The 22675-nt window shown below is 57.9% G+C and carries 17 protein-coding genes and 1 CRISPR repeat array; of the genes, 7 read left to right on the top strand and 10 right to left on the bottom strand.

All coding sequences use genetic code 11. The features are described from left to right. The first annotated feature begins 94 nt into the window (after positions 1–94). Positions 95–1921 (top strand): glycoside hydrolase family 19 protein, encoded by a 1827-nt coding sequence (locus tag ACR42C_RS07695; protein ID WP_479984964.1) that lies wholly within the window; start codon positions 95–97, stop codon positions 1919–1921. A 115-nt stretch (positions 1922–2036) separates the two neighbouring features. Here the strand turns inward: ACR42C_RS07695 and ACR42C_RS07700 are convergent, their stop codons facing one another. The 4 genes from ACR42C_RS07700 to poxB form a co-directional block, all read right to left on the bottom strand. Continuing rightward, the gene (locus ACR42C_RS07700) at positions 2037–3050 is read right to left on the bottom strand and encodes an NAD-dependent epimerase/dehydratase family protein (RefSeq protein WP_479984965.1); all 1014 of its coding nucleotides are present in this window, start codon (positions 3048–3050) and stop codon (positions 2037–2039) included. A gap of 88 nt (positions 3051–3138) precedes the next feature. Beyond that, positions 3139–4578, bottom strand: coding sequence for an SDR family oxidoreductase (locus ACR42C_RS07705; protein ID WP_479984966.1), 1440 nt, complete (start codon positions 4576–4578; stop codon positions 3139–3141). A gap of 10 nt (positions 4579–4588) precedes the next feature. Further along, positions 4589–5590 carry a low-specificity L-threonine aldolase gene (ltaE, locus tag ACR42C_RS07710; RefSeq protein ID WP_479984967.1) on the bottom strand — a complete coding sequence of 334 codons (1002 nt, stop codon included), beginning with the start codon at positions 5588–5590 and terminating at the stop codon, positions 4589–4591. Between the two features lie 38 nt (positions 5591–5628). Beyond that, a complete protein-coding gene (poxB, locus tag ACR42C_RS07715) occupies positions 5629–7347 on the bottom strand; it encodes a ubiquinone-dependent pyruvate dehydrogenase (protein ID WP_479984968.1) in 1719 nt (572 codons plus the stop codon). A gap of 152 nt (positions 7348–7499) precedes the next feature. On the opposite strand from poxB, the gene ACR42C_RS07720 reads away from it, so the two are divergent. Next, on the top strand, positions 7500–7934 hold the full coding sequence (locus ACR42C_RS07720; protein WP_320720166.1) for a DoxX family protein: 435 nt from the start codon (positions 7500–7502) through the stop codon (positions 7932–7934). Between the two features lie 165 nt (positions 7935–8099). Further along, positions 8100–8487: a CRISPR direct-repeat array (repeat unit 28 nt; unit sequence GTTCACTGCCGTACAGGCAGCTTAGAAA). 84 nt (positions 8488–8571) lie between these two features. On the opposite strand, the gene hcr is transcribed toward ACR42C_RS07720, so the two are convergent. From hcr to aqpZ, 4 genes are all read right to left on the bottom strand, one after another. Next, complete coding sequence (hcr, locus tag ACR42C_RS07725; RefSeq protein ID WP_479984969.1) at positions 8572–9540, bottom strand: NADH oxidoreductase; 969 nt, start codon at positions 9538–9540, stop codon at positions 8572–8574. 10 nt (positions 9541–9550) lie between these two features. Further along, positions 9551–11203 carry a hydroxylamine reductase gene (gene hcp, locus ACR42C_RS07730; protein WP_316380030.1) on the bottom strand — a complete coding sequence of 551 codons (1653 nt, stop codon included), beginning with the start codon at positions 11201–11203 and terminating at the stop codon, positions 9551–9553. A 144-nt stretch (positions 11204–11347) separates the two neighbouring features. Continuing rightward, positions 11348–12247, bottom strand: coding sequence for a LysO family transporter (locus ACR42C_RS07735; protein WP_116340996.1), 900 nt, complete (start codon positions 12245–12247; stop codon positions 11348–11350). 170 nt (positions 12248–12417) lie between these two features. Further along, positions 12418–13113: an aquaporin Z gene (gene aqpZ / locus ACR42C_RS07740; protein ID WP_014831264.1), complete on the bottom strand. Its 696-nt coding sequence runs from the start codon at positions 13111–13113 to the stop codon at positions 12418–12420. 291 nt (positions 13114–13404) lie between these two features. On the opposite strand from aqpZ, the gene ACR42C_RS07745 reads away from it, so the two are divergent. Further along, on the top strand, positions 13405–15063 hold the full coding sequence (locus ACR42C_RS07745) for an ATP-dependent endonuclease (RefSeq protein ID WP_192982963.1): 1659 nt from the start codon (positions 13405–13407) through the stop codon (positions 15061–15063). Here ACR42C_RS07745 and ACR42C_RS07750 read toward each other — a convergent pair. Next, positions 15060–16016, bottom strand: a complete 957-nt coding sequence (locus ACR42C_RS07750) for a VirK/YbjX family protein (protein WP_479984970.1) — start codon at positions 16014–16016, stop codon at positions 15060–15062. The genes ACR42C_RS07745 and ACR42C_RS07750 overlap by 4 nt on opposite strands. 159 nt (positions 16017–16175) lie before the next feature. Here ACR42C_RS07750 and macA point away from each other — a divergent pair, with 159 nt between their 5' ends. Further along, positions 16176–17291 (top strand): macrolide transporter subunit MacA, encoded by a 1116-nt coding sequence (gene macA / locus ACR42C_RS07755; RefSeq protein WP_479984971.1) that lies wholly within the window; start codon positions 16176–16178, stop codon positions 17289–17291. Next, complete coding sequence (gene macB / locus ACR42C_RS07760; RefSeq protein WP_479984972.1) at positions 17288–19228, top strand: macrolide ABC transporter ATP-binding protein/permease MacB; 1941 nt, start codon at positions 17288–17290, stop codon at positions 19226–19228. The genes macA and macB overlap by 4 nt, the downstream gene beginning before the upstream one ends. A 70-nt stretch (positions 19229–19298) precedes the next feature. Here macB and cspD read toward each other — a convergent pair whose 3' ends face one another. Then, positions 19299–19520: a cold shock-like protein CspD gene (gene cspD / locus ACR42C_RS07765; RefSeq protein ID WP_006809408.1), complete on the bottom strand. Its 222-nt coding sequence runs from the start codon at positions 19518–19520 to the stop codon at positions 19299–19301. 267 nt (positions 19521–19787) lie between these two features. On the opposite strand from cspD, the gene clpS reads away from it, so the two are divergent. Beyond that, complete coding sequence (gene clpS / locus ACR42C_RS07770; RefSeq protein WP_006174393.1) at positions 19788–20108, top strand: ATP-dependent Clp protease adapter ClpS; 321 nt, start codon at positions 19788–19790, stop codon at positions 20106–20108. A 27-nt stretch (positions 20109–20135) separates the two neighbouring features. After that, positions 20136–22415 carry an ATP-dependent Clp protease ATP-binding subunit ClpA gene (gene clpA, locus ACR42C_RS07775; RefSeq protein ID WP_479984973.1) on the top strand — a complete coding sequence of 760 codons (2280 nt, stop codon included), beginning with the start codon at positions 20136–20138 and terminating at the stop codon, positions 22413–22415. Positions 22416–22675 lie beyond the last annotated feature (260 nt).

Consider the following 22675-nt stretch of genomic DNA (forward strand, 5'->3'; position numbering starts at 1 on the left):
CGAAAAGTGAAAACAGCTGTCTGTGGTTTATTTATTAATGGATTAATACATAAGCCGGGATTTATCTTTAACTTCAATTAACAGGAATACTGAAATGAATAAAAGGACGTTACTGAGTGTACTCGTTGCCGGCGCATGCGTAGCACCGTTTATGGCGCAGGCTGCCTCGCTGCAGGCGACCACCAGTGAACCATACACCATGAAAGCCAGCGATCTGGCGAAGAAAGAGAAGGAATTGACGGATTTCCCGCTGATGGCCTCCGTTAAAGAGACCATCAAGACTCTGGACAACGCTCAGGTTGAACTGATTGAACCAGGCCGCGCGGCGAAACCGGAAAACGTGAAGCGCGTTGAAGGGATTGTGAAAGCCAGCGACTGGGAATACCTGTTCCCGCTGCGTGCTCAGGCATACACCTACAGCAACTTCCTGAAAGCGGTAGGTAAATTCCCGGCGCTGTGTAAGACCTACAACGACGGCCGTGACAGCGACGCGATCTGCCGCAAAGAGCTAGCAACCATGTTTGCTCACTTTGCCCAAGAGACCGGCGGTCACGAAAGCTGGCGTCCTGAAGCCGAATGGCGTCAGGCGCTGGTGCACGTGCGTGAAATGGGCTGGAGCGAAGGCCAGAAGGGCGGCTATAACGGCGAATGTAACCCAGACGTCTGGCAGGGCCAGACCTGGCCGTGCGGTAAAGACAAAGACGGCGACTTCCTGAGCTACTTCGGCCGCGGTGCGAAGCAGCTGTCCTACAACTACAACTACGGTCCATTCTCTGAAGCGATGTACGGCGACGTGCGTACGCTGCTCGACAAACCTGAGCTGGTGGCGGACACCTGGCTGAACCTGGCGAGTGCGATCTTCTTCTTCGCCTACCCGCAGCCGCCTAAACCAAGCATGCTGCAGGTTATCGACGGCACGTGGCAGCCGAACGATCACGATAAAGCCAACGGTCTGGTCCCTGGCTTCGGCGTGACCACCCAGATCATCAACGGCGGCGTAGAGTGCGGCGGCCCGACTGAAATTGCCCAGTCGCAGAACCGTATCAAGTACTACAAAGAGTTCGCGAACTATCTGAAAGTGCCCGTTCCGGCCAATGAAGTGCTGGGCTGCGCCAACATGAAGCAGTTCGACGAATACGGTGCCGGTGCCCTGAAGATTTACTGGGAACAGGACTGGGGATGGAGCGCTGATACGCCGGACGGTAAGACCTACTCTTGCCAGCTGGTGGGCTACCAGACGCCGTTCAGCGCCTTTAAAGACGGTGACTACACCAAGTGCGTGCAGAAGTTCTATAACGTCAATATCGTAAACGATGACGGCTCTGCCGTAACGCCGGACGAAACCCCGGTAACGCCAACGCCTTCCGAAGATGAAACGCCGGCACCGGCACCAGCGCCGACGCCGGATGAAACCCCGGCAGAGCCTGTAGTGGCAAACCATGCACCGGTTGCGCATATTGCGGGTCCAATCGGGGCTGTTGACGCGGGCGCACAGGTCTCTCTGAGCGCCGAAGGTTCTACCGATGTCGACGGCAATAAGCTGACCTATACCTGGCGCTCTCAGGACGGCCAGACCGTGACCGGCGAAGACAAAGCGGTAGTGACCTTCACTGCACCTGAGTCCGCAACGGCGCAGCAGATTGAAGTGAGCCTGACCGTCAGCGATGGCGAGCTGAGCAGCACCACCTCATATCTGCTGAACGTGAAGGCGAAAGCGACCCCGTCTCAGGACGAAGGCACTTCCGGCTCTTACCCGGCGTGGAGCGCGAACAGCAAGTACAACGCAGGTGATATCGTGAACAACCACGGTAAACTGTTCCAGTGCAAACCGTTCCCGTACAGCGGCTGGTGTAACAACGCCCCGGCATACTATGAACCAGGCGCAGGTCTGGCATGGTCTGATGCCTGGACGGCATTATAAACAGCAAACGGCAACCGAAAGGTTGCCGTTTTTGTATTTGCACTTTCCCCTCACCCTAACCCTCTCCCCGGAGGGGCGAGGGGACGGTACGGTGCTGTTGCAGGCGGGCAAAACGCTAGCGATGAAGCTTCCCGTGATCCCGTAACCATGCCGCCGTGCGCATAATGCCTTCATCCAGCGTCACAATCGGTTTATACCCCAGCTCGTTCTCCGCCCGCGAAATATCCAGCGTAAAATCAAAGTTGAGCTTCGATACCCCATAGTGCGTCAGCGCAGGCTCTTTGGCGGATTTACTGCCAAAACGCTCCATGCTGCGGGCGATCATGTCCAGCATCGGGTAGGGCACGGAACGGATACGGCAGTCGATCTGCAGTTCATCAATCAGCCGCTGCACAATACTGCGCAGCGTACAGGGTTCGCCGTTGGTGATGTTATACGCGCGCCCGGAAATCAGCTTGTCGCAGTCCGGCTGGCTTGCCAGCCACATGGCGTGGACAGCATTTTCGTAATAGGTCATATCCACCAGCGCATCGCCGCCGCGCGGCAGCAGCACGCTGCCGTAGTGGTGCATCATCTGCGCCAGACGCGGAATAAACACCTTGTCATGCGGCCCGAACAGGCTCTGCGGACGCAGGACCGTAAAACGGGTGTGCGGGTTTGACTGGGCCAGCAGGTCGATCACCTCTTCGCTGGCCGCTTTACTGCGGGCAAACTCACAGGCAAAGCGAGCAGGACGGAAATCCTCCTGCACGTCGCGATGGTGGTGATAGTCGAAATAGAGCGACGGAGAGGAGATATGGATAAAGTTACGCACGTCCCAGGCGACGGCCCATTCGCCCAGACGACGCGTGGCGCGCACGTTGGCGAGATCGAAGGCTTCCTGGGTTCCCCACGGGGAGGTAAAACTGGAGCAGTGCCACAGCGTGTCGATACCGGCGAGCATCACCTTCGCCTGCGAGGAGACCAGCTCCGTCAGGTCGGCATGGACGAACTCCGCGCCCATTTTTTGCAGCAGTTTACCCATCGCTTCGTTGCGACCGGTGGCCCTGACGCTGATGCCCTTGTTGCGCAGAAATTCGACCGCATTTCGGCCTAAGCCGCTGGTCGCCCCGGTAACCAGTACCTTCATATCAATCCACTGTGTTGAAAAGAATTTCGTGCGCATTCTTTCGTGAATTACGATGTGTTGCAATGGGAAAGGTGAAAGAAAGAGGGTTTTATTGAGTTATTTTCGTCTTTTGTTCTGCCAGTTGCGCAATGCGTTTCGCCATCCCCCTGAAGATAAACAGGTGCGCGGGGATCATCAGTAGCCAATAGAACAGACCCGGCATCCCGTGCGGGTGCCACCAGGCGCGAACGTCCAGTTCCCGGTGGTCGCCTTTGTCCCTGAGCGTAAAGCAGAGCCGCCCCAGGCCCGGAGCCTTCATGCCGAACAGCAGCGCCAGCTGTTTTTCCGGTTCGACGATGATCACCTTCCAGCTGTCGACCGTATCGCCCACGTTGAGATATGGGGCGGCAGGACGACCTTTCGCCAGACGATGGCCTACCAGCAGATCCAGCGCGCCGCGCGTTTGCCAGAGGATATTGCCGAAGAAATAGCGCTCTTTGCCGCCGATCTGGTTCACTACCTCCCACAGCGCGTGGAGACTGGCAGAGGTTTTTACCGTGCAGCCCGCCTGCTTCGGGTAATAGCCGTATTCGGGCCGCCAGCGGGCAAAGGCCTGGGCGTCGTAACCCCAGTCGCTGGAGTTCACCAGCTTCTCTTCTTCCTTCAGCGTATGGCGCACCGCGTCGTCAAAGCGGATCAATTCCTGGGGGATCAACGCGCGCAGCGCGCGATCGTCCGCCAGCAGATCGTGCTTCAGCCCCTGGATCAGCGCCTTCGCGGTCGTCGGGGGAACCGAGGTGATCACATTCAAAAACCACACCGATATCCAGCGGGTCGGGAAGGGGATGGGGATAAGCCAGCGGCGGCGGCCGCTGACGCGCATGAAATGTTCGAACTGTTCCTGATAGCTCAGCACCTCCGGGCCAGCGGCTTCCAGCACGCGGTGTTGCTCTGTCGGGTGCTCCAGCAGGGCAACCAGATAATGCAGCAGGTTCTCCAGCGCAATTGGCGTGGTGCGAGAGCGCACCCAGCGCGGCGGCGTGAGCACCGGCAGGTTGTAGACCATGTCGCGCATCACCTCGAAGGCGGCGGAACCCGCGCCGACGATGATCCCGGCGCGCAGCTCGGTGACGGGAATATTCGCCCCGCGAAGCGTGTCGGCCGTCAGCTGGCGGGCGCGCAGGTGATCGGACTGCTCGTGTTCGGGCGCCTGAAGCGAGCTTAAAAAAATCACCTGCTTCACCGGCGTTTGCAGCAGGGCATCGCGGACGTTCATCGCCACCTGCCGCTCGTGGGCGATGAAATCGCCGCCTTCGCCCATGCTGTGAACCAGGTAGTAAAGCGTGTCGACCCCTTCCAGCAGCGCGGGAAGCTCCTTCGGCCAGTTGAGATCGACGTTGTGACAGGTCACGCCAGGCAAAGTGAGTTTTTGCAGACGCTCGGTGTTGCGTGCCGCTGCCCGCACCTGATGCCCCTGCTGGCTTAACGCAGAGGTGAGATGCTGACCAATATATCCGCTGGCGCCAAGCACCAGAATGCGTTGCGGCACGTGATGCTCCTTAGCGCTGTAAAAACGCCTGCCAGTGTTTCACCACGTCCGCCAGCTGTTCGCGGCTCGCGTCGAGATGCATCACCAGACGCACGATCGGGGAGGCGTTGATCAGCACGCCACGCGCTTTCATAAATTCGCCCAGCGCAGCGGCGTGCTCTTCTCCCACGCGAACGAACAGCATGTTGGTGTCATGACGCATCACGTCTGCGCCGATCTCGCGCAGCTGCGTCGCCATCCACGCGGCGTTGTCGTGATCGTCCTTAAGGCGCGCCACGTTATTTTTTAACGCGTACAGCCCCGCGGCCGCCAGAATGCCGGCCTGACGCATGCCGCCGCCGGTCATTTTACGCCAGCGGTTGGCGCGCTTGATGTAGTCCGCATTGCCGACCAGCAGGGAGCCCACCGGTGTACCCAGACCTTTTGAGAGGCAAATGGTGAACGAGTCGCAATACTGCGTTATCTCTTTCAGTTCGCAGCCGTACTCCACCACGGCGTTGAAGATACGCGCGCCGTCAACGTGCAGGCCGAGCCTGCGCTCGCGGGTTAATTCCCACGCCGCTTTCAGGTACTCGCGCGGCAGGACTTTGCCGTTGTGGGTGTTTTCGAGGCTGAGCAGCCTGGTGCGGGCGAAGTGAATATCGTCGGCTTTGATTTTCGCCGCCACCTTGTCGAGCGGCAGGGAGCCGTCCGGTGCGGCGTCAATCGGCTGCGGCTGAATGCTGCCGAGCACGGCAGCACCGCCGGCTTCGTAGAGATAGTTATGCGCGCCCTGGCCGACGATATACTCTTCACCGCGCTCGCAGTGGCTGAGCAGCGCCACCAGGTTCGCCTGCGTGCCGGTTGGCAGGAACAGGGCGGCCTCCTTGCCGCTCAGCTCTGCCGCATAGCGCTGCAGTTCGTTGACCGTCGGGTCATCGCCGTAGACGTCGTCCCCGACCGGGGCGGCCATCATCTCTTCTAGCATGGCACGGCTCGGGCGGGTAACGGTATCACTACGCAAATCAATCATTTCACATCCCTTTAGTTTAAGAGGTCATGCGAAATGTTTTACCTGAGCCAGTTGGTTTTTGCCAGTTCGATCACTTCGTCTCCGCGCCCGCTGATGATGGCGCGCAGCATGTAGAGGCTAAAACCTTTGGCCTGCTCCAGCTTGATCTGCGGCGGGATGGCCAGCTCTTCTTTGGCGACGACGACATCTACCAGTACCGGGCCGTCGATAGAGAAAGCGCGCTGCAGGGCTTCATCCACCTCGAAGGCTTTCTCTACCCGAATACCGGTGATGCCGCAGGCTTCGGCGATGCGCGCGAAGTTGGTGTCGTGCAGCTCGGTGCCGTCCGTGAGATAGCCTCCGGCCTTCATCTCCATCGCCACGAAGCCCAGCACGCTGTTGTTAAAGACCACGATTTTCAGCGGGAGCTTCATCTGCACTACCGACAGGAAATCCCCCATCAGCATGCTGAACCCGCCGTCACCGCACATCGCCACCACCTGGCGCTCCGGTGCCGTCGCTTTTGCGCCCAGCGCCTGCGGCATGGCGTTGGCCATCGAGCCGTGGTTGAACGAGCCGAGCAGTCGGCGTCTGCCGTTCATCTTCAGATAGCGCGCCGCCCAGACGGTTGGCGTGCCGACGTCGCAGGTAAAAATGGCGTCGTCGTCCGCAAAATGGCTGATCTGCTGCGCCAGATACTGCGGGTGAATGGCTTTGTCGCTCGGTTTGGCGAGGTCGTCCAGCCCCTTGCGCGCGTCGCGATAATCGCTCAGGGCTTTATCGAGGAACTTGCGATCCGTTTTTTCTTCCAGCAGCGGCAGCAGGGCGGCAAGGGTGGATTTGATGTCGCCCACCAGCGCCATATCGACCTTGCTGTGCGCGCCGATGCTGGCCGGGTTGATATCAATCTGAATAATTTTGGCATCCGTCGGGTAGAACGCGCGGTACGGGAACTGGGTGCCGAGCAGAATGAGCGTGTCGGCATTCATCATGGTGTGGAAGCCGCTGGAGAAACCGATAAGCCCGGTCATGCCCACATCAAAGGGGTTGTCGTATTCCACGTGCTCTTTGCCGCGCAGGGCGTGGACGATAGGCGCTTTGAGCTTACCGGCGAACTCAAGTAATTCTTTATGCGCGCCCGCGCAGCCGCTGCCGCACATCAGGGCGATATTGCTGGAGTAACGGAGCAGCTGCGCCAGCTTTTTCAGCTCTTCTTCGGCAGGCGTCACCACCGGCTGCGGGGCGTGGTACCAGTGGGTGCTGGCCCCTTCCGGCGCGGCCTTGAGCGCCACGTCGCCGGGGATGACGACAACTGACACACCACGGTTCAGCACGGCCTTGCGCATGGCGATCGCCAGCACCTGCGGGATCTGCTCCGGGGATGAAACCAGCTCGCAATAGTGGCTGCATTCACGGAACAGCTCCTGCGGATGCGTCTCCTGAAAATAGCCGCTGCCGATTTCGGAAGAGGGAATATGGGCGGCAATCGCCAGCACCGGCACGTGGTTACGGTGGCAGTCGAACAGGCCGTTGATCAGATGCAGGTTGCCCGGCCCGCACGAGCCCGCACACACGGCAAGCTCTCCGGTGAGCTGCGCTTCGGCACCCGCGGCGAAGGCGGCGACCTCTTCATGGCGGGTGGGCATCCACTCGATGGTCTTCATCTTGTTGAGGCTGTCGCTAAGCCCGTTCAGGGAATCGCCGGTTACGCCCCAGATACGTTTTACACCTGCCTGTTCAAGGGTCTTCGCTATGTATGCAGCCACGGTTTGTTTCATGGTTGTCCGTCTCCTTTTTGTGATATCGCTTACAAGCTTAGAAGAAAGTCACTGTATTGCCTGCTCTTTACCCCTCAATTAAAGGTGGTTTTCCTGTGCGATTATTCAGCATAATCTGGTCATCACTTGGATGGAAACAGGAATCATTTCAAATGGTTAAATCAATGTTAATTGCTGTTAATGAAAAGCTGTCTCACGACGATTTTGGCAAACTCTTGTTACGACTTACCGTCGGCGGGCTGATGCTGTTTCACGGTTTGCACAAGCTATTGGGCGGTGTGGGGTTCATCAGCGGCATGCTGGTGGAAAAAGGGTTGCCGGGGTTTATCGCTTACGGCGTGTTGGTTGGTGAAGTGGTGGCACCGATACTGATTATTGTCGGCCTCTTCACGCGCCCGGCCGCGCTGGTGCTGGCGTTTACCATGATCGTGGCGTGGCTGATGGTGGGAATGGATGAGACATTCGCGCTCGATAAGGTCGGTGCATGGGCGATTGAAAGCCTGGTGTACTTCTTTATTGGCTCGCTGACGGTGGCGTTTTTAGGGGCAGGGCGGTTTGCGCTGGGGAAAGGTCCGGCGTGGCGGTGAAAGTTGGGTGCTGGAATGAAGGAAGGGGTCTACGGACCATTTTTTATTGGTGGGTTTTAAGTGATTGATTTTATTAGGTTGAATTGTAAGTGGTAAAAAAAGGGTTTAAGGGGAATTTTTAGGGGAATTCTTTATCTTACAAGGTTATAGGTGTAGATTGTTCCAGTTCACTGCCGTACAGGCAGCTTAGAAATCCATGAACCCCACGGATAGCGCTTCCTGGAAGTTCACTGCCGTACAGGCAGCTTAGAAAAGCCAGCCACTGAGTCCGTCCCACTCGCAGCAGTTCACTGCCGTACAGGCAGCTTAGAAAGAGCGCCAGAGTAGGACAACCAGCACGCCGCCGTTCACTGCCGTACAGGCAGCTTAGAAAAAAAACAATCGTCGTAAACCCGCCCCAGCCAGGTTCACTGCCGTACAGGCAGCTTAGAAAATACAGATCAATGTTTGAGCCGTCATTAGCTTGTTCACTGCCGTACAGGCAGCTTAGAAAATCGTTACCGCTGCGGCGATTTTGCCATTCTCGTTCACTGCCGTACAAGCAGCCTGCACAATCCAGGTCGGGTATACGCAGTGTCATCCGACAAAAGCCCGGTGGCGCTGACGCTTACCGGGCCTTCGACCGAACGTTTACCGTTTATGCGAGGATCAGGTCCCCCTGCGGGTGGCACGAGCACGCCAGCACGTAACCCTCGGCAATCTCCGCGTCGGACAGCGTCATGGTGCTGGTGACGGTGTACTCCCCGGAAACGACCTTCGTCTTACAGCAGCCGCACACGCCCGCACGGCAGGCCGCTACTACCGGTACCTTGTTGCTTTCCAGCGCTTCCAGCAGCGTGGTGCCCACGCGGCCAAAGAAGGTCTGCGCGGGCTGCAGCTTGGTGAACTGAATCCCGCTGCTTGCCGCTTCCGCCACCGGCGTGAAGAACTGCTCTTTAAAGAAGCGGGTTACGCCGAGCGCTTTCACCTCTTTCTCCACGATATCCATGTACGGCGCCGGGCCGCAGGTCATTACGGTACGGTTCGCAATGTCCGGCACGCTTTGCAGCAGCTCACGGCTCAGGCGGCCGGGCACAAAGCCGTGTGTCGCGTTGTGTTCCGCCACCAGCGTCACCGGATAATCACGCCACTCCTCGGCGAAAATAACGTCTTCCGGAGAGCGCACGCTGAAGATCGCCTGCACGTCGGCCTGCGGGCGGTTCTTCGCCAGCCAGCGGCGCATCGACATAATCGGCGTTACGCCGCAGCCCGCCGCCAGCAGCAGGAATTTATCGTCTGCCTTGTCGTCACAGGTGAAATCTCCCTGCGCGTCGGACAGCCAGATGTAATCTCCGCGCTTCACGTCACGGGTCAGCCACTGAGAGCCGGCACCGTCATCAATGCGGCGGACGGTGAGCGTGATGTACTCGCTCACGCCCGGTGTGGAGGAGATCGTGTAGGCGCGCAGGGTGTCCGCCGAATGGCGGACGCTGACCAGCGCATACTGGCCTGCACGGTACGGATAGTAGTCGTGACAGAGCAGCGAAAGCGTCCACACATCCGGCGTCTCCTGATGGATGTGATGAACCTGCATCCGCCACGGACATTGTGAGGTTGGCATGGTCATGAATAGCTCCTTACGCGCTCAGCAGTTGCTTCATATCATCTTCAACGTTGGTGACTGAGCGCAGACCGAATTTCTCGTTCAGAACGGCCAGCAGGTCCGGCGTCAGGAAACCTGGCGCAGTCGGGCCGGTCACGATGTTGGTCACGCCCAGAGAGAGCAGGGTGAGCAGGATGACAATCGCTTTCTGCTCAAACCAGGAGAGCACCAGGGAGAGCGGCAGATCGTTGACGCCGCAGCCCAGTTTTTCCGCCAGCGTGACCGCCAGAATAATGGCCGAGTAGGCATCGTTACACTGGCCCGCATCAATCAGGCGCGGCAGACCTTCGATGTCGCCGAAGTCCAGCTTGTTGAAACGGTATTTACCGCACGCCAGGGTCAGGATCAGGCAGTCTTCCGGCACGCGGGTGGCGAAATCGGTGAAGTAGTTACGTTCGCCGCGCGCGCCGTCGCATCCGCCGACGAGGAAGATGTGGCGCAGCTTTTCACGGCTGACGAGATCGATCAGCGAGTCAGCGGCGCCGAGAAGCGTCTCGCGACCGAAGCCGACGGTGATCAGGTGCGGAATTTCGCTGTACGGGAAGCCCGCCATCTGCTGCGCCTGGGCGATAACCGGGCCAAAATCGTCGCCTTCGAGGTGGCTCACGCCCGGCCAGCCGACGATGCTGCGGGTCCAGATGCGGTCGTCATACGCGCCCACGGTCGGGTCGATGATGCAGTTAGAGGTCATCACGATAGGGCCCGGGAAACGGGCAAACTCCACCTGCTGGTTCTGCCAGCCGCTGCCGTAGTTACCGATCAGATGCCTGAATTTACGCAGCTCCGGGTAGCCGTGCGCCGGCAGCATTTCGCCGTGGGTATAGACGTTAACACCGGTGCCTTCGGTCTGCTTCAGCAGGTTGTAGAGATCTTTCAGATCATGACCCGAAATCAGGATGCACTTGCCTTCGGTCGCTTTCACGTTGACCTGTGTCGGCGTCGGGTGGCCGTAGGTGCTGGTTTCACCAGCATCCAGAATGCTCATCACGCGGAAGTTCATCTGGCCGATTTCCATTGAGCACTCAAGCAGAGCATTCATATCGGCAGGCCAGGTACCCAGCCACGCCATGATCTTGTGGTACTGAGCGTAGATGTCATTGTCGTACTGACCGAGCACGTGCGCGTGCTCCATATAGGCCGCAGCGCCTTTCAGGCCGTACAGGCACAGCAGGCGCAGGCCGAGAATATTCTCGCCAATCGCCGCTTTGTCTTTATTCGGGGTAAAGTCTGCCGCCTGGCGCTGGAGGTCGCCCAGATCGTCGCTCACCAGCTGAAGCTCTGACATAGGATTGTCCACATGAGCGTTAGCATCCACCTTCAGGCACTGCGCCTTCAGCGCTTCGCGCAGGGCAATCGCTTCACGGGCATAGCCGACGATGCGCGGAGAGTCGAAGTTAACGTTGGTCAGCGTGGAGAAAAACGCGCGCGGGGCGAAGCTGTCGACGTAGTGGTCGACAATGCCGTATTCGCGGGCTTTGAACGCCCATGCGGAAAGGCCTTGCAGGGCAGCAATCAGCAGGTCCTGCAGGTCTGATGTTTCTGCGGTTTTGCCGCACATACCCTGTGCGTAAGAGCAGCCATTGCCTGCCGGGGTACGGATGGTTTGTTCACATTGCACACAAAACATAATCACACCTGTTAAAGTTATATTTGATATACATGTTTAAGGTTATGCCTGTGCCTGAACGGTGAAAAGGGCTTTCTGCTACAAAATAGGGGGAGATTGATTTAGCGCAATTTTGGCGGCAGGAAACCTACCGCCAAAGAAGTATCAGGCGGAGAAGAAGGCCATCATAACCGGAACCAGCAGACTTAAAATAAAGCCGTGTACGATGGCGGCGGGCACCATCTCCAGCCCGCCAGAACGCTGAAGGACCGGCAGGGTAAAGTCCATCGACGTCGCGCCGCACAAGCCCAGCGCCGTTGAGCGGCTGCGGCGAACCAGACCCGGGATCAGCATGATGGCAATCAGCTCTCGCGCCAGATCGTTAAAGAAGGCGGCGCTGCCGATGACCGGGCCGAAGGATTCGGTCAGCAGAATACCGGAGAGGGAGTACCAGCCGAACCCGGAGGCCATCGCCAGGCCGGTCTTCAGAGGCAGATCGAGAATAAAGGCATTAATGACGCCCGCCACCATTGAGCTGGCGACAACCATAACGGCAACGATCATTCCCCGACGGTTCAGGACGATCTGTTTCAGCGTCATGCCGTTATTTCGCAGCTGAATGCCAATCAGGAACAGCAGGAAGATCAGGGTATATTCGCTGGCCTCTGTTGCGTGCTGTAAAAATGTCCATCCGGTAAGGCCCAGAAGAAATCCGAGCACCACGACGCCGCAGAGCTTTAATGATTCCAGCGCCATTGCAATTCGGGAGGGCAGCTTTTCCTGGTGGTGATTATTTTTCCACGGAATAGTGCGTTCCAGCCACAGCAGGGCGGCAATATTGCACAGCAAAATAACCACCACGGTGACCGCAGAATAATGCAGGATGGAAAGTAAATTCGTCGCCAGATTATCCAGGAAGGCCAGGCTGATCCCCATAAAGAACAGAATGACGTAAACAATCCAGCTGAGAAAACGGTTGATAAGCTTTAAGGCCGATTCATGACGCAGCGGAATAAGATAGCCCGCAATCAGGGGCAGCAGAATAATGAGGAGTCCTGAAAACATGAACAGCCGGTCCTTTTGAGTATTCGTTAAGCGCCAGAGACACTACCCAATAAAGGCTATTCAGTAAAGCGGCAAAAGAAAGCCGGGTGGCGGCTGCGCCTTACCCGGCTTGTATGTGCGGCCTGTTGCCCACACCCCGGCCCTCTCCCACGGGGAGAGGGAGGGATAGATTAATCGCGTTTTTCCAGCAGGGTGCGGTACAGCACGCCGCCCAGAATACCGCCGACGATCGGCATCACCCAGAACAGCCACAGCTGCTCAAGCGCCCAGCCGCCCTGGAAAATGGCCACCGCGGTGCTGCGCGCCGGGTTCACGGAGGTGTTGGTGACCGGAATAGAAATCAGGTGGATAAGCGTCAACGCCAGACCGATGGCAATAGGCGCAAAACCTGCTGGCGCGTATTTGTCGGTTGCGCCGTGGATCACCAGCAGGAAGCCTGCGGTCAGCACAATTTCAATGACGATGGCAGACAGCATGGAATAACCGCCCGGAGAGTGTTCGCCGAAGCCGTTAGAGGCGAAGCCGCTGGCCGCTGCGTCAAAGCCCGCTTTACCGCTGGCAATGACGTACAGAACGCCCGCCGCAATAATACCGCCAACTACCTGCGCCACGATGTAGCCAATAACCTCTTTTGCCGGGAAACGGCCGCCCGCCCATAAACCTAATGTCACCGCCGGGTTAAAATGACCCCCGGAAATATGCCCTACGGCAAACGCCATGGTTAATACGGTTAAACCAAACGCCAGCGCCACGCCGACAAAACCAATGCCTAATTCCGGGAATGCTGCTGCCAGAACGGCGCTACCGCAGCCACCAAATACCAGCCAGAATGTACCAAAGCACTCTGCTGCCAATTTTCTAAACATAACCACCTCAAAATTATTTTCCACGCGTTTTCCCGCGCGCGGGATATATCGCCATAAAGGGATGACGACTCAAAGAGCCCGTATTTTAAAAACCAACAACACCCCTTCGCCACTTAAATAAATTCGATTAATTTGATTTAAGGCAATGTGATGTCAATCCTTGTTCAAGTCAGCGGTAAATAGAGCATAGTTCAAATCTCGCAAGGATGAATGTTCTGCTGTCGTGCCAGGATTCCTGCCGCTATACTGCTGATAACTTAAAGGAAAAAGTGATCATTTCGCGGGGGATTTATGCTTCTCGAACGTGTGGAAATTGTCGGGTTTCGCGGTATTAACCGCCTGTCGCTTCAGCTGGAGCAGAACAACGTCCTGATCGGCGAGAACGCGTGGGGTAAGTCCAGCCTGCTGGATGCGCTGACGCTGCTGCTTTCACCCGAAGATGATTTGTACCACTTTGTTCATGATGATTTCTGGTTCCCGCCCGGCGACGTGACGGGCCGCGAGAAGCATCTGCATATCATCCTGACGTTCCGCGAGTCCGAGCCCGGCCGTCACCGCGTGCGTCGCTTCCGTCCGCTGTCGCCCTGCTGGGTGCCCTGCGACGATGGTTTCCACCGGATTTTCTACCGTCTGGAAGGGGAGATGGCGGAAAACGAGGGGGTGCTGACCCTGCGTGAATTCCTCGACGAGAAAGCCAACCCGATCCCGCTGGAGAATATCGACGATCTTGCGCGTCATCTGATCCGCCTGACGCCGGTGTTACGCCTGCGCGATGCGCGCTTTATGCGCCGTATTCGTAACGGCACCGTACCGAACATGCCGGAAGTGGAGGTCACCGCCCGCGAGCTGGATTTTCTGGCGCGAGAGCTGGTGTCGCGTCCGCAGAATCTTACCGATGGTCAAATTCGTCAGGGGCTGTCCGCGATGGTGCAGCTGCTGGAGCACTACTTTTCCGAGCAGGGCACGTCGGAGTCCCGCCATCGTTTGATGCGCCGCCGCTCTCATGATGAACAGCGCAGCTGGCGCTATCTCGACATCATCAACCGGATGATTGACCGGCCCGGCGGGCGTACCCATCGGGTGATTTTACTGGGGCTGTTTTCAACGCTTCTGCAGGCGAAGGGCACCGTGCGTCTTGACCGGGACGCACGGCCGCTGCTGCTGGTGGAAGACCCGGAAACGCGCCTGCACCCCATCATGCTCTCCGTGGCATGGCACCTGCTCAATCTGCTGCCGCTCCAGCGGATTACCACCACCAATTCCGGTGAACTGCTATCGCTGACGCCGGTGGAGCACATCTGCCGTCTGGTGCGCGAGTCCTCCCGCGTATCCGCGTACCGCCTCGGACCCGGCGGGATGAATGCCGAAGACGGGCGGCGTATCGCGTTTCACATCCGCTTTAATCGCGCTTCGTCGCTCTTTGCCCGCTGCTGGCTGCTGGTTGAGGGGGAAACGGAAACCTGGGTCATCAACGAACTGGCGCGCCAGTGCGGCCACCATTTTGATGCAGAGGGCATTAAGGTCATCGAATTTGCCCAGTCGGGATTAAAACCGCTGATAAAATTTGCCCGCCGAATGGGAATTGAATGGCATGTGCTGGTGGACGGTGACGAGGCGGGGAAAAAATATGCCTCAACCGTGCGCAGCCTGCTGAACAACGAGCGCGAAGAAGAGCGCGACCACTTAACGATGCTGCCCGCGATGGACATGGAGCATTTTATGTACCGTCAGGGCTTTGACGACGTATTCCACCGCATTGCGATGGTGCCGATCGACGTACCAATGAACATGCGGCGCGTGATCGCCAAAGCTATTCACCGTTCGTCGAAACCGGATTTAGCCATTGAAGTGGCGACGGAAGCGGGAAGGCGGGGCGTGGAGGCCGTTCCGACGCTGCTGCGGAAAATGTTCTCCCGCGTGCTGTGGCTGGCACGCGGAAGGGCGGATTAACGCCGGGTTGCCTGTTCTACCTGCTGAATCAGGCTATCCAGCAGCGCGTAGCGGCGGCGATATTCAGAACGTTTTTTGCTCGCAATCTCGTCCATCGGTTTACGCGGCATGGCAAGCGGCAGCATAAAGTGGCCGCTATCCTGTTTTTCCCCACCGAGGGAACTCCAGAAGCTGTCGTAATCGGCCAGCAGTTTCCCCTCTTTTTTCTTGCGGTAGCGCCAGCTGCGATAAATATGGGTGGCGTTACTGACGGCAACAATTTGCGCGACCGGGAATGCGGCGCCGAACGTCATGGCGGCTTCAACCAGCAGGCGTTTCGGGAACAGGCCGTGGCAGGCCTTCGTCGCTTTCTGGATCTGCTCATGGGGAACATGCGCTTTCGCGCCCTGCAAACCGCCGATGAACAGCGTCGATTTTCCTTCAAACTGGCAGAGCGTAAAGGTTAGCTCCGCCAGCACCGTATTCTGACCGTCGCAGTAGGTGAGTGTGGCCTCGCCCTCTTTATCCAGAAACGCATCGGCACACAGGCGGACGGTAAATGGCTGGTCATCTTTCCCGGTTAAGGTCAGCAGCGTAGTCCCCTGCGTCGAAAGATAGCCCTTCAGGAGCGTGGCCGGAAGCTGGCGGCTCATGGCCTCATAGTGCCAGTTCAGGGATTCCAGCGCATGCTGACGGTCCATTTTCACCGTCAGCCAGGGACGGTGAAGCCGACACGGCAGACCGGGCTGCACCTGCAACATCTGCATCAGACGAGGCTGCTTAGCGAGGTTCGTTAACAGGCGAGACGTGCTCACGGGCGTTGCCAGCGAACGCAGCATGAACTTACGGCGATAGGCGGGGTTCTGCCATGCAAGGCCGGGCGCGATCTTACCGAACGCCAGGTTTTTGAAGAGCTGCCAGCCGGATGTCGGCTGCGTCAGGTTTGAAAGAGGTGTATCGACGATAGAAGACATGATAAATCCTGAGTCTTTTGGAATACCGCTATTTCAGCAGGTGAAATATCAACGTCTTGTAAACAAATTAAGGTGATTTCGGAGAACGGGGGTTTCGTTAAGGAGTCGTTTAGATAGAATCAACGTTTATTATTGCCAGAACATTTAATTGGAATATTTATGAACCTCAAGGGAAAACGCAGAACGCTGTTTCTGCTGCTGGCGCTGGTGATTGTAGCCGGTGGATTCTGGTTATGGCAGGTGCTTAACGCGCCTGTGCCGCAGTACCAGACGCTGATCGTTCGTCCCGGTGAACTGCAGCAAAACGTCCTTGCGACGGGCAAACTTGATGCGCTGCGCAAAGTTGACGTCGGCGCGCAGGTCAGCGGCCAGCTGAAAACGCTGTCGGTAGAGATTGGCGACAAGGTGAAAAAAGGCCAGCTGCTTGGCGTTATCGATCCCGAGCAGGCTGAGAACCAGATCCGCGAAGTGGAAGCTACGCTGATGGAGCTGCGCGCGCAGCGTGCGCAGGCGCAGGCAGAGCGTAACCTGGCGCAGGTAACGCTGACCCGCCAGCAGGCCCTGGCGAAAACCCAGGCTATTTCAAAGCAGGATTTAGACACCGCCGCGACTGAACTGGCGGTGAAACAGGCGCAGATTGGTACGATTGACGCGCAAATCAAGCGTAATCAGGCCTCGCTGGATACGGCGAAAACCAACCTTGATTACACAAAGATCGTCGCGCCGATGGCCGGGGAAGTGACGCAAATTACCACGCTGCAGGGCCAGACGGTAATTGCCGCCCAGCAGGCGCCAAACATTCTGACGCTGGCGGACATGAGCACCATGCTGGTGAAGGCCCAGGTCTCCGAGGCGGATGTGATCCATCTTAAGCCGGGGCAGAACGCCTGGTTTACCGTACTCGGCGACCCGCAAACCCGCTACGAAGGCGTGCTGAAAGATATCCTACCGACGCCGGAAAAGGTTAACGACGCCATATTCTACTATGCGCGTTTCGAAGTCCCGAACCCGAAGGGCGTGCTGCGTCTGGACATGACCGCCCAGGTGCATATCCAACTGACCGGCGTGAAGAACGTGCTGACCGTTCCACTCTCCGCGCTGGGTGAATCCGCCGGGGACAATCGCTATAAGGTGAAAGTGCTGCGCAACGGCGAGACGCGCGAGCGCGAGGTGGTGATTGGCGCGCGCAACGACACCGACGTGGTGGTGGTAAAAGGGCTTGAAGAGGGCGAGGAGATTGTTGTCAGCGAAAGCCTGCCCGGAGCCGCTAAATGACCGCGCTGCTTGAGCTGAATGACATTCGTCGCAGCTATCCGTCGGGCGACGGCCCGGTGGAGGTGCTGAAGGGCATCTCCCTGCGGGTGGAGGCGGGCGAGATGGTGGCGATCGTAGGCGCGTCGGGTTCCGGTAAATCGACGCTGATGAACATTCTCGGCTGCCTGGATAAACCCACCAGCGGCACGTACCGCGTGGCCGGGACGGACGTCTCAACGCTGGACGGCGACGCCCTGGCGAAGCTGCGCCGGGAACACTTTGGCTTTATCTTCCAGCGTTACCATCTGCTCTCTCACCTTAGCGCGGCGCAAAACGTAGAGGTGCCCGCGGTGTATGCGGGCGTTGAGCGTAAGAAACGCCTTGAGCGCGCGAAGGGGCTGTTAACGCGTCTGGGGTTGGCGGAGCGGGTGGATTACCAGCCGTCGCAGCTGTCCGGCGGCCAGCAGCAGCGCGTGAGTATTGCCCGTGCGCTGATGAACGGCGGGCAGGTGATCCTCGCGGATGAACCGACCGGGGCGCTCGACAGCCATTCCGGCGAAGAGGTGATGGCGATCCTGCACCAGCTGCGCGATCAGGGCCACACGGTGATTATCGTTACCCACGATCCGCAGGTGGCGGCCCAGGCCGAACGCATTATCGAGATCCGCGACGGTGAGCTGGTGAGCAACCCGCCGCCGCGCGAGGCCAGAACGGCGGCACCGAAGGAAGCGCTGCCTGCTTCGACCGGCTGGGGACAGTTCTCCAGCGGCTTTCGTGAAGCGCTGACCATGGCCTGGCTGGCGATGGCGGCCAATAAAATGCGCACCCTGCTGACCATGCTCGGCATCATCATCGGTATTGCCTCGGTGGTGTCGATAGTGGTGGTGGGCGACGCGGCCAAGCAACTGGTGCTGGCGGATATTCGCGCTATCGGCACCAACACCATCGACGTTTATCCCGGCAAAGACTTTGGCGACGACGAGCCGCAGTATCAGCAGGCGCTGAAGTATGACGATCTGGCTGCCATCCAGAAGCAGCCGTGGGTGAACTCCGCCACGCCTGCGGTCTCGCAAAACCTACGCCTGCGCTACGGCAATATCGACGTGGCGGCCAGCGCTAACGGCGTGAGCGGCGATTACTTTAACGTCTACGGCATGACCTTCAGCGAAGGCGCCACCTTCAACGCCGAACAGCTGGCGGGCAGGGCGCAGGTGGTGGTGCTGGACGCCAACTCGCGCAGACAGCTCTTCCCCAATAAAGCGAACGTGGTGGGCGAAGTGATCCTGGTCGGCAATATGCCTGCCACGGTCATTGGCGTGGCGGAAGAGAAGCAGTCGATGTTCGGCAGCAGCAAGATCCTGCGCGTCTGGCTGCCGTATACCACCATCTCCGGGCGGATTATGGGCCAGTCCTGGCTCAATTCCATCACCGTGCGCGTGAAGGAGGGCTATGACAGCGCGCTGGCGGAACAGCAGCTGGAGCGGCTGTTGACATTGCGCCACGGGAAGAAGGATTTCTTCACCTGGAATATGGACGGCCTCTTGAAAACGGCGGAAAAGACCACACGTACTCTTCAACTGTTCCTGACGCTGGTGGCAGTGATCTCGCTGGTCGTCGGCGGTATCGGGGTGATGAATATCATGCTGGTGTCGGTGACCGAACGCACCCGGGAGATTGGCATCCGCATGGCGGTCGGGGCCAGAGCCAGCGACGTGCTCCAGCAGTTTCTGATTGAGGCGGTGCTGGTGTGTCTGGTGGGCGGCGCGATGGGCATTGCGCTCTCGATGATGATTGCCTTTGCGCTCCAGCTCTTTTTACCCGGCTGGGAGATTGGCTTCTCGCCGATCGCGATACTCACCGCGTTTTTGTGTTCCACCTTTACCGGCATTTTGTTTGGCTGGCTGCCTGCGCGCAACGCGGCGCGGCTGGATCCGGTGGACGCGCTGGCTCGGGAATAACCCGAAAATAAAAATGCCAGCCGATCGGGCTGGCATTTTGACTGCGGGATGTACACAATAAAACAGAGAGCTATGCAACCGTTTCTGCTTCAACGGGTACGATAAGGCTTGCATGATTGCCTTTTGGCCCCTGGTGTACATCGAACCGGACGGATTGCCCGGCTTTGAGCGTCCTGTAACCATCCATCTGAATGGTGGAATAGTGAGCGAAGATATCTTCGCCGCCGCCTTCGGGGCAGATGAAGCCAAACCCCTTGGCGTTGTTGAACCACTTAACAGTACCCATTTCCATGCTTCGACATCCTTCGTAAATCTTATAAATTAAGATGGAATGAACCGGTGGTGGAGTGGGGGCTGTTCAAAACCTCGCCATCTCACGCTTGTACAATTTAGATAAACGAAAGACGTCGTCAAGCGTTTGGCGCTGGAGTTGGGACAATAATCAACCAAAGTTTGAAGCAGTTAACGCTATTGCAACAGTTTGTGACAGACATCGCGGATGACAGTAATAGATGATTGTTATCTAACATCTGAGGTAGATTCAAAGTGGTTATGCAAAATGGGTAAGACCAACGACTGGCTGGATTTTGACCAGCTGGCGGAAGACAAAGTGCGTGACGCGCTAAAACCGCCATCTATGTATAAAGTTATGTTAATGAACGATGATTACACGCCGATGGAATTTGTTATTGACGTGCTACAAAAGTTCTTTTCTTATGATGTAGAACGTGCAACGCAACTGATGCTTACCGTTCATTATCGTGGCAAAGCTATCTGCGGCATCTTTACCGCCGAGGTGGCGGAAACCAAAGTGGCGATGGTGAACGACTATGCGAGGGAGAACGAGCATCCGTTGCTGTGTACGCTGGAAAAGGCCTGATAAGGCATAAAATTGGGGGAGGTGCCTATGCTCAATCAAGAACTGGAACTCAGTTTAAACATGGCTTTCGCCAGAGCGCGTGAGCACCGACATGAGTTTATGACCGTCGAGCATTTACTGCTCGCACTGCTTAGCAACCCATCTGCCCGCGAAGCGCTGGAAGCCTGCTCCGTGGATCTGGTGGCGCTACGTCAGGAACTCGAAGCCTTCATCGAACAAACCACACCGGTGCTGCCAGCCAGTGAAGCGGAGCGCGACACGCAGCCGACGCTCAGCTTCCAGCGCGTGCTGCAGCGCGCGGTATTCCACGTCCAGTCTTCCGGACGTAGCGAAGTGACTGGCGCAAACGTCTTAGTCGCCATCTTCAGCGAGCAGGAGTCACAGGCTGCCTACCTGCTGCGCAAACACGAAGTCAGCCGCCTCGACGTGGTTAACTTTATCTCTCACGGAACGCGCAAAGACGAGCCTAACCAGGCATCGGACTCCAGCAATCAGGTCAATAACAATGAAGAGCAAGCAGGCGGGGAGGATCGTATGGAAAACTTCACCACCAACCTTAATCAGCTTGCTCGCGTTGGCGGTATCGACCCGCTGATTGGTCGCGATAAAGAGCTGGAGCGTGCGATCCAGGTGCTGTGCCGTCGCCGCAAGAACAACCCGCTGCTGGTGGGGGAATCCGGCGTGGGTAAAACCGCGATTGCCGAAGGCCTTGCCTGGCGCATTGTGCAGGGCGACGTGCCGGAAGTGATTGCCGACTGCACCATCTACTCGCTGGATATCGGCTCGCTGCTGGCGGGCACCAAATACCGCGGTGATTTTGAAAAACGCTTCAAGGCGCTGTTAAAACAGCTGGAGCAGGATACCAACAGCATCCTGTTTATCGATGAGATCCACACCATCATCGGCGCAGGGGCGGCCTCCGGTGGCCAGGTGGATGCCGCGAACCTGATCAAACCGCTGCTCTCCAGCGGCAAGATCCGCGTGATTGGCTCCACCACCTACCAGGAGTTCAGCAACATCTTTGAGAAAGACCGTGCGCTGGCGCGCCGCTTCCAGAAAATCGACGTGACCGAACCGTCCGTCGAGGAAACGGTGCAGATCATCAACGGCCTGAAGCCGAAGTACGAAGCGCACCACGACGTGCGTTACACCGCGAAAGCGGTCCGTGCGGCGGTGGAGCTGGCGGTGAAATACATCAACGACCGTCATCTGCCGGATAAGGCGATTGACGTGATTGATGAGGCAGGGGCGCGTGCGCGTCTGATGCCGGCCAGCAAGCGTAAGAAAACCGTTAACGTGGCGGATATTGAGTCCGTGGTGGCCCGCATCGCGCGTATCCCTGAGAAGAGCGTTTCTCAGAGCGACCGCGACACGCTGCGCACCCTCGGCAATCGCCTGAAAATGCTGGTCTTTGGTCAGGATAAAGCCATTGAGGCCTTAACCGAAGCGATCAAAATGGCCCGTGCCGGACTGGGGCATGACCACAAGCCTGTCGGTTCCTTCCTGTTCGCTGGCCCGACCGGCGTGGGGAAAACCGAGGTGACGGTTCAGCTCTCCAAAGCGCTGGGCATTGAGCTGCTGCGCTTTGATATGTCCGAGTACATGGAGCGCCACACCGTCAGCCGTTTGATTGGTGCGCCTCCGGGCTACGTGGGCTTTGACCAGGGCGGCCTGCTCACCGACGCGGTGATCAAGCATCCGCACGCGGTTCTGCTGCTTGATGAAATCGAGAAAGCGCACCCGGACGTGTTCAACATCCTGCTGCAGGTAATGGACAACGGGACGTTGACCGACAACAACGGGCGCAAGGCGGACTTCCGCAACGTGGTGCTGGTGATGACCACCAACGCCGGGGTGCGTGAAACCGAGCGTAAATCCATCGGCCTGATCCACCAGGATAACAGCACCGATGCGATGGAGGAGATCAAGAAGATCTTCACGCCGGAGTTCCGTAACCGTCTGGACAACATTATCTGGTTCGATCACCTGTCTACCGAGGTGATCCATCAGGTGGTGGATAAGTTCATCGTCGAACTGCAGGTTCAGCTGGATCAGAAAGGCGTGTCGCTGGAAGTGAGCCAGGAGGCCCGCAACTGGCTGGCCGAGAAAGGCTACGACCGCGCGATGGGGGCCCGTCCGATGGCGCGCGTGATTCAGGACAACCTGAAGAAACCGCTGGCGAACGAGCTGCTGTTTGGCTCGCTGGTGGATGGCGGCCAGGTGACCGTGGCGCTGGACCAGGCGAAGAACGAGCTGACGTACGATTTCCAGAGCGCGGCGAAGCACAAGCCGGAAGCGGCTCACTGAGTTGTTTTAGTTCAAAAGCCGGGTTTTTAACCCGGCTTTTTTGTGCCCGCTTTTCTTCCTCTCCCTGTGGGCTGAGGAATCTCCACAAATTAATGCGAGCAGTGAACAATCCCCTCGCCCCTTTGGGGAGAGGGTTAGGGTGAGGGGAACAGGCCGCCGAGGAATTTTGCGAGGCGCTTTCCAGTTTCCTTCGAAGTCAGTTGCTGGATAAAACCACAGTAATAAAATGGCGGCGCACCTGCAAAATCAGGTGCCGGGAT

The organism is Enterobacter sp. MG-EB028, from assembly GCF_056673305.1.